The 7,788-nt window shown below is 74.2% G+C and carries 5 protein-coding genes; 1 reads left to right on the plus strand and 4 read right to left on the minus strand.

What is annotated here, in order from left to right; all coding sequences use genetic code 11:
• Positions 1 to 47 precede the first annotated feature (47 nt).
• Both ACHZ99_RS13155 and aspS read right to left on the minus strand, forming a co-directional pair.
• Entirely contained in the window at positions 48 to 2,561 is a 2,514-nt protein-coding gene (locus ACHZ99_RS13155; protein WP_420304662.1) for an ABC transporter permease, read from the minus strand.
• Positions 2,562 to 2,711: 150 nt separating this feature from the next.
• The gene (gene aspS, locus ACHZ99_RS13160) at positions 2,712 to 4,475 is read right to left on the minus strand and encodes an aspartate--tRNA ligase (RefSeq protein ID WP_420304663.1); all 1,764 of its coding nucleotides are present in this window, start codon (positions 4,473 to 4,475) and stop codon (positions 2,712 to 2,714) included.
• A gap of 114 nt (positions 4,476 to 4,589) precedes the next feature.
• Here aspS and ACHZ99_RS13165 point away from each other — a divergent pair, with 114 nt between their 5' ends.
• On the plus strand, positions 4,590 to 6,821 hold the full coding sequence (locus ACHZ99_RS13165; protein ID WP_420304664.1) for a SpoIIE family protein phosphatase: 2,232 nt from the start codon (positions 4,590 to 4,592) through the stop codon (positions 6,819 to 6,821).
• Positions 6,822 to 6,823: 2 nt separating this feature from the next.
• On the opposite strand, the gene ACHZ99_RS13170 is transcribed toward ACHZ99_RS13165, so the two are convergent.
• A complete protein-coding gene (locus ACHZ99_RS13170; protein WP_420304665.1) occupies positions 6,824 to 7,387 on the minus strand; it encodes an SMI1/KNR4 family protein in 564 nt (187 codons plus the stop codon).
• Between the two features lie 115 nt (positions 7,388 to 7,502).
• A partial coding sequence (locus tag ACHZ99_RS13175; RefSeq protein WP_420304666.1) for an ATP-binding protein occupies positions 7,503 to 7,788 on the minus strand: 286 nt, incomplete at its 5' end.

The following is a 7,788-nucleotide window of genomic DNA, read 5'->3' on the forward strand; positions in this document are numbered from 1 at the left end:
CGCAAGACACCGGGGCCCGCCCCGTCCGCGGGGCGGGCCCACCCGCTCTACTCCTCCGCCATCGCCGCCTCCGCGGGGCGCGTGCGGAGGGCCGCCCAGCCGGGCAGCAGGGTGGCGGTGAGGGCGAGGGCGACGGCGCCGGCGACCGTCGCGCCGTAGATGGACAGCGGGCCGGAGGGGAGCAGGCTGTCCGCCGCGGCGTGGCTGAACGGCACCAGCGCGGTCGCCGCGGCCGCCGTGCCGAGAACCACGCCGATCCCGGCGACGATGAGCGCCTCGATCGTCAGCATCCGCAGCACCTGCCGCCGGGTGGCGCCGGCGAGCCGCTGGAGCCCGAACTCGCGGCGGCGGCCGGAGACGGAGAGCACCAGGTTGTTGACCACGGAGATCGCGGTGTACGCCACGATCATGCCGAGGATCAGGTAGTTCACCCACGCCTGGGTCTCGGTGTCCTCGATGTTGGCCTCGATCAGCTCGTCCCGGTCGGTGACGGCGGTGCCGGGGTGGTCCGCGAGGACCTTCTCCAGGCTCGCGGTCAGCCCGGCGGCGCCGACGCCGTCCTCGGCCCGTACGAGAACCTGCTGCGGCAGCCCGCCGTCGGTGTGCCCGGCGAGGAGGTCCACGGGCAGGAACACGGTGTCGTAGCCGTCGCGGCCGTCGAAGAGGACGGCGATGCGCAGGTCCGCCTTCGTGCCGTCGCCGAAGCGGACCTCGACGGTGTCGCCGACGCCCCGGCCGCCGGCCGCGCCCTCGGGGAGGGCGACCGTCCGGCCGGTGAGGCCGGCGACGTCGCCGGCGACCGGGTCGAGGGCGGTGGTCTGCGCGGCGCCGCGGGCGTCGATGCCCTGGAGGGGTACGCCGTCCTCGTCGCCGACGCCGTCGATCCAGCCGGTGCCGGTGACGTACGCGCCGGCGGCGGCGACCCCGTCCGCGGCGCGGACCTCGGCGGCGAGCGCCGGGTCGAGGGTGCCGGCCGGGGACTCGACGACGGCGTCGGCGCGGAGGGTCTCGGCGTACGCCTCGCGGGACGCGTCGGTCTGCGTGGTCTGGAGGTACAGGTTGCCGGTGGCCATGGCGACGGCCAGCATCACGGGCGTGACGACGCCGGCCATCTTCACGGCGCGGGCCCGGGCGGTGGCGACCGCCAGTTCGCCGCTCGCGCCGGTGAACGCCCGGACCGGGCCGGAGACCAGCGCGGTGCACAGCTTCGTCAGGCCGGGGCCGAGGAGCGCGAGGCCGATGGCGGCGCAGAGGATCGTGGGGCCCGCGGTGCTGGCGGCGATCGGGCCGGCGAAGAGCGTCCAGGTCAGGATCGCCAGCGCGGCCGCACCGCCGAGGAACACCAGGGCCAGCACGATACGCAGCGGGTGCGCCCAGCGGTTCCCGAGCGTCACCTCCGCCATCGCCTCCACCGGCTTGATCTTCACGCCGCGCCGGCCGCCGAGCCAGCCGCCGAACAGCGCGGTCAGCAGCAGCGCCCCGCCCGCGGCGACGGCGGGGATCCACCCCTGCTCGTACGAGACCGCCTCGGAGACCACGCCGCTGCCGGTGAACTCCTCGAACAGCCGCTCCCCCGCCGGCGGCCCGGCGAACCAGCCCAGCGCCGCGGCGACCAGCGCCACCAGCAGCGTCTCGGCGAGCAGCAGCCGGCGCAGCTGGCGCGGGGTGCCGCCGATGGTGCGCAGCAGGGCGAACTCGCGGCGGCGGCGGTCGACGGACAGCGCGACGGCGCCGGAGACGACGAAGGCGGCGACGACGGTGGCCATGCCGCCGAAGGCGCCGGCGACGGCGATCAGGTCCTCCCTGCGGGTGAGCACCTCGGGGTACTCGACGGCGCCGCGGTCGTCGCCGCCGACCACCTTCGCCGGGGTCTCCCCCGCGGCGGCGTGGTCGCGGACGACGTCGCCGAGCCGCTCCTTCAGCGCGCCGTGGCCGGTGCCCGGCGCCGCCGTGACGGCGATGTCCGCGACCGCGGGGGCGAGGGCGCGGGCCCGCTCGTCGGTGAAGAACACGGCGCCGCGGCCGACGGCGTGCCCGGTACGGACCACGCCCGTCAGCCGGTACGCCTCGGCGCCGCCGCGCGCCGCGACGCGCACCTCGTCGCCGGGGCGGAGGCCGTACGCGCCGGCGGTGGCCTCGTCGAGGACCACGTCGCGGGGGCCGTCCGGCGCGCGGCCGGCGGTCAGCTCGTACGGGGTGACGGCGGCGGAGGACCAGCCGTGGCCCCGCGCCTCGGGGGCGTCCCCGTCCCCGAGGACGGCGGCGGCGAAGACCCGCTCGGGGACCGCGCGCTCCACGCCGGGGACGTCGCGTACGGCTTCGGCCAGGGCCGGGTCGAGCGGGGGGCGCTCGTCGAGGACGACGGTCTCGTCGCCGCGGGGGCGCTCCCGGTCGCCGGCGACGACGAGGTCGGCGCCCGCGAGCCGCTGCGCCGGCGCGTTGTTGCGTACGCCGGTCTCCAGCAGACCGCCGCAGGTCATCACGATGACGGTGCCCAGAAAGAGCGCCAGGAAGGTCGCCGACAGCGCGGCGGTCCGGTGGCGGAGCGTACGGAAGGCCATGGCCCACATGGGACGGATTCCCCTCTGCGATGTCGGATGACATCAACGTAGGAATTTCCGTCCGCGGGCCCCATGGGATGCCCACCCGGCTCCGGGGTGTACCTGGCACCACCTAAGGCCCGGGGGCCCGCCGGGCGCCGCTTCCGCCGCCTACTTGGGCTGCGGCTTGCGCAGCGCGATGTGCAGCTCGCGCAGGCGCGCCTCGTCGACCTCGCTCGGCGCGCCCATGAGGAGGTCCTGCGCGTTGCCGTTGAGGGGGAAGGCGATCGTCTCGCGGATGTTCGGCTCGTCGGCCAGCAGCATCACGATGCGGTCGATGCCGGGCGCGATGCCGCCGTGCGGCGGGGCGCCGAAGCGGAAGGCGCGCAGCATGCCGCCGAACTCGCGCTCGACGTCGTCCCTGCTGTAGCCCGCGATGCCGAACGCCTTGAACATGACCTCCGGCTCGTGGTTCCGGATCGCGCCGGAGGACAGCTCGACGCCGTTGCAGACGATGTCGTACTGGTACGCGAGGATGTCCAGCGGGTCCTTGCCCTCCAGCGCCTCGACGCCGCCCTGGGGCATGGAGAAGGGGTTGTGGGAGAACTCGATCGCGCCCGTGTCCTCGTTCTTCTCGAACATCGGGAAGTCGACGATCCAGCAGAACCGGTAGACGTCCTCCGCGAACCGCCCGGCGCGCTTCGCGGCCTCGACGCGCACCGCGGCCATGATCTTCGAGACCTCGTCGGTCTCCCCGGCCCCGAAGAACACCGCGTGCCCGGCGGCCAGGCCCAGGCGCTCGGTGAGCACCCGCACGTTCTCCTCGGTGAGGAACTTCGCGATCGGCCCGGTCAGCGCGCCCCCCTCGCCGACGCGCACCCACGCCAGGCCCTTCGCGCCCTGCTCGACGGCGTAGTCGCCGAGGGCGTCGAAGAACTTGCGCGGCTGGTCCTGCACGGCGGGCACCGGCAGGGCGCGTACGTGCCGGCCGGCGAACGCCTTGAAGTCGCTGCCGGCGAAGACGTCCGTGACGTCCGTCAGCTCCAGCTCCGCGCGCAGGTCCGGCTTGTCCGTGCCGTACTTCGTCATCGCCTCGCGGAACGGGATCCGCGGGAACGGCGACGTGACGTGCTTGCCGTTGCCGAACTCCTCGAACAGCTCCGTCATCACCTTCTCGATGACGGCGAAGACGTCCTCCTGCTCGACGAAGCTCATCTCCATGTCGAGCTGGTAGAACTCGCCCGGCGAGCGGTCGGCGCGGGCGTCCTCGTCGCGGAAGCAGGGCGCGATCTGGAAGTAGCGGTCGAAGCCGGCCATCATCAGCAGCTGCTTGAACTGCTGCGGGGCCTGCGGCAGCGCGTAGAACGTGCCGGGGTGGAGCCGGGAGGGGACCAGGAAGTCGCGGGCGCCCTCGGGGGAGGTGGCCGAGAGGATCGGGGTCGTCAGCTCGTTGAAGCCGAGGGCCGTCATCTTCTGCCGGATGGCGGTGACGACCGCGGTGCGCAGCATGATGTTGCGGTGCATGCGCTCGCGGCGCAGGTCCAGGAAGCGGTACTCCAGCCGGCGCTCCTCGCCGACGCCGTCCTCGGCGTTGATCGTGAACGGGATCTGCTCGGCGCCGCCGAGCACCTCGACGTCGCCGACCTCGACCTCGACCTCGCCGGTGGGCAGCTCGGGGTTGACGTTCTCGGCGCCGCGGGAGACGACGCGGCCGTCGATCCGTACGACGGTCTCCTTGGTGAGGTGCGCCAGCGCCTCGTTCGCGGGGGTGCCGGGGCGGGCGACGAGCTGGACGATGCCGTAGTGGTCGCGCAGGTCGATGAAGAGGATGCCGCCCAGGTCGCGCCTATTGTGCAGCCAGCCGGAGAGGCGGACGTCGCCGCCGACGTCGCTCGCGCGCAGCTCGCCACAGGTGTGGGACCGGTACCGGTGCATCATCTATCCAGTTCGTCCGACTCGTCGTCTTGGCTCTGCTCAAACTTCGGCAGAGCCAGACTACCGCCCCCCGCTTCCCCGGCCGCACGCGGGCAATCACCTTAAAATAGGGCAATGCGCACCGAGGAGGTCCTGGCTGCCGTCGGCACCGGGGTGTGGAGCTGGGACACCGCCTCCGGCACCGTGACGATGGACGCCGAGGCCGCCCGGCTCGTGGGGCTGCCCGCGCGGCGGACGGAGACGACGGCGGCCGCCGTGCGGGGCCGCTGTCACGGGATGGACTACGTCGAGCTGGCGGGGGCGATGGACCTGGCCCGCACGGAGGGCACCGTGGCGGAGGCGCAGCTGCGGATCGTGGACGAGCGGGGGGCGGTGCTGCGGGTCGTACGGACCAGGATGCGGCCGTTCCGCGACGGGCGGGCGGTGGACGGGGGCCACGGCGGGCCGGGGCGGGCGGGCCGCGAGGGGCGGGAGGGGCGCGAGGGCCGGGAGGGGCGCGAGGGCGGACCGGGAGAGGAAGGGGACCCCGCCGACGACGTCCTCCTGTCCGGAACCGTGCAGGAGGTCGTCGAGCCCCTGCCCGGCGCCAGCGCCGGCACCTCACCACCGTCCCCGCTGACCAGCGACTGGCGGCTGTCGCGCGAGGCGTTCCTGCTCGACGCCGGCCGCGCCCTCGCCGAGTCCCGCGGCACCGACCAGGTCCTGCGCGTCGCCGGCTCGCTGTCGATGCCCGGGTTCTCACCCGACGGCATGGCCGTCTTCGGCGTCCGGGGCGACCGCCTCACCCTCATCGGCCAGCACGGCTACCGCCCCGAGGACGAGGGCTCCTTCGCCGACATCCCCCTCGACTCCGACTACCCGGGCTGCGTCGCCGTCCGCACCGGCCGCGCGATCTACATCGCCGGCCGCGAGGAGTACCGCCGCCGCTTCCCGCGCGCGTGGCGGCTCGCGGGGCGGCTCGGCCGGCGCTCGTGGGCGTACGTACCGCTCATCGTCGCCGGCCGGGCCATCGGCGTATGGCTCGCCGCCTTCTCGCACCCCGCGCCCTTCACGCCCGACGAGCGCTCGGTGCTCACCACCGTGGCGCGCATGCTGGCGCAGGCGCTCTCCCGCGCGCAGGTGCACGAGTCCGAGCGCGAGCTGTCCGCCGGGCTCCAGCGCAGCCTGATGCCGGAGGAGGTGCCGCCGACGCCCGGCATGACGGTCGCCGCCCGCTACGTGCCGACCGGCGGCGGGCTGGAGATCGGCGGCGACTGGTACGACGTGATCTCACTGCCCTCCGGCAAGACGGCGCTGGTCATCGGCGACGTCCAGGGCCACGACGTGCGGGCGGCCGGGCTGATGAGCCAGCTGCGCATCGCCATCCGCGCGTACGCCTCCGAGGGCCACCACCCCGACGCCGTACTGACCCGCGCCTCGCACTTCCTCACCCAGCTCAACCAGCGCGAGGGCCTCGACGGCGACGGCCCGCCCGACGACGCCGACCCCCGCTTCGCCACCTGCCTCTACATCCTGGCCGACCCGGCCACCGGCACCCTCACCATCGCCCGCGCCGGCCACCTCGACCCGGCGATGGGCATCGGCGACGGCACCCTCCTCGTCCGCCCCACCGAGGGCGGCCTCCCCCTCGGCGTCGTCGAGGACCCCGACTACCCCGTCACCCGGCTGGTCATGGAGCCCGGCGAGCTCATGCTGCTGTGCAGCGACGGGCTCATCGAGACCGGCGGTCACGACCTGGAAACCGGCCGCGACCGGCTGCGCCGGGTCTTCGCCGGGCACGTGGGCGACGACCTGGAGACCCTCGCGGACGCCCTCATCGACGCCGTCAGCGGCCCCCACTCGCACGCCACCCCCGGCCCGCACGCCGAACGCCGCGAGGACGACATCGCCCTCGTCCTGATCACCCGCGACATCCCCATGCGCGAACCCGGCGGCCCCGGCACGGGCCGCCACATGCACCTCACCGTCCCCCAGGCGGAGCAGCAGCGCACCGCCGACGCCCGGCACGAACTCCGCGCGATGCTCTTCGACTGGGCGACCCCCGCGCAGGTCGACTCCGCCGAGCTGGTCCTCTCCGAGCTGGTCGCCAACGTACTCCTGCACACCGACAGCGACGCCGACATCAGCGCCGACGTCACGGGCCCCCGCGGCGACCGCACCCTGCGCGTGACGGTCGCCGACGCCGACACGGGCCTGCCGCACCTGCGGCACCCGGGGGAGCTGTCGTCGTCGGGGCGGGGACTGTTCCTGTTGCAGGAGCTGTCCGGCGACTGGGGCACGGAGCCGCGGGGCGAGGGCAAGGAGGTCTGGTGCGAGTTCCGCGAGGAGGGCTGGCCGACCCTCTGACCTCAGAGGGGCTGGGTCCAGACCTCGTCGAGGGTCTCGAACCGGGGGCGGGGGAAGACCTGCGCGACGGGCGGGAAAGGGCCGAAGTCCGCTTCCGTGAGAAGCCGGTACAGGAACTCCGTGGCCGGCATCTCATACCGCAGCCACTCGCCGGGCGGCGCGTCCGGCACGTGCACGAGGACCGGCCACGACCCCGGATCGCCGTCGTCCGCGAGCCAGAAGAACAGCTCACGCCCCTCCGCCGACGCCCACTCGATCAGTCCGCCGGAGCCGGGTTCATACAGGCGGTAGGGCGCGTAGAGCGACCGGGCGCTCCCGGCGAGGAGCCCGCTCCTCGTTCCCTCCAGCCGCCGCTTCCAGTGCCGGACGAGGTCGTCCGGTCCCCCCTCCTCGTCCACCGCCATGATCTCGACGAACCTGGAGAACACCCCGACGCCGAAGGCCTCGCAGAGGGCCTTGTAGTCGGCGGGAAGCCGGGTGCCCAGCTCCCCCTCGGCCCGCCGCCAGTCCATCCCGAAGCACCCGGAATCCCGGCCCGTGGCGGCCAGCAGCTTCTGAACCCACACGTGGAAATCCTTCCGGCCCCGGGACGAGCCGACAAGCCCCGGCCCACACACGGCCCAGGGCTCTCCGAGCACGGCCGCGCACTCGTCCACGTGGTTGATCTCGACCAAGCGCTGATCATGCGCGCGCAGGCTGGATTGACGCCCGTCGCACGGGGGGAGAATCCAGCGTCCGCCGCGATGTCACCGTGGCCCACACGCACTTACCCACTCCCTGGCGCTTCTCCACGCCCCAGGCGGACGCCAGTTCCGCCACCAGCATCAGTCCGTAGCCACCGGACTCGTCCGGCGTCCGCGGCACGGGCCGGTCGTCGGAGACGTCGTGCACCTCGATGCGCACCCCGCCGTCCAACCGCAGGAACCGGGTGTGGATCTCCCGGCCCGGCGGCACCCGCGCATGCATC

It is taken from the genome of Streptomyces sp. MAR4 CNX-425 (assembly GCF_048656465.1).
Classification (GTDB): Bacteria; Actinomycetota; Actinomycetes; order Streptomycetales; family Streptomycetaceae; genus Streptomyces.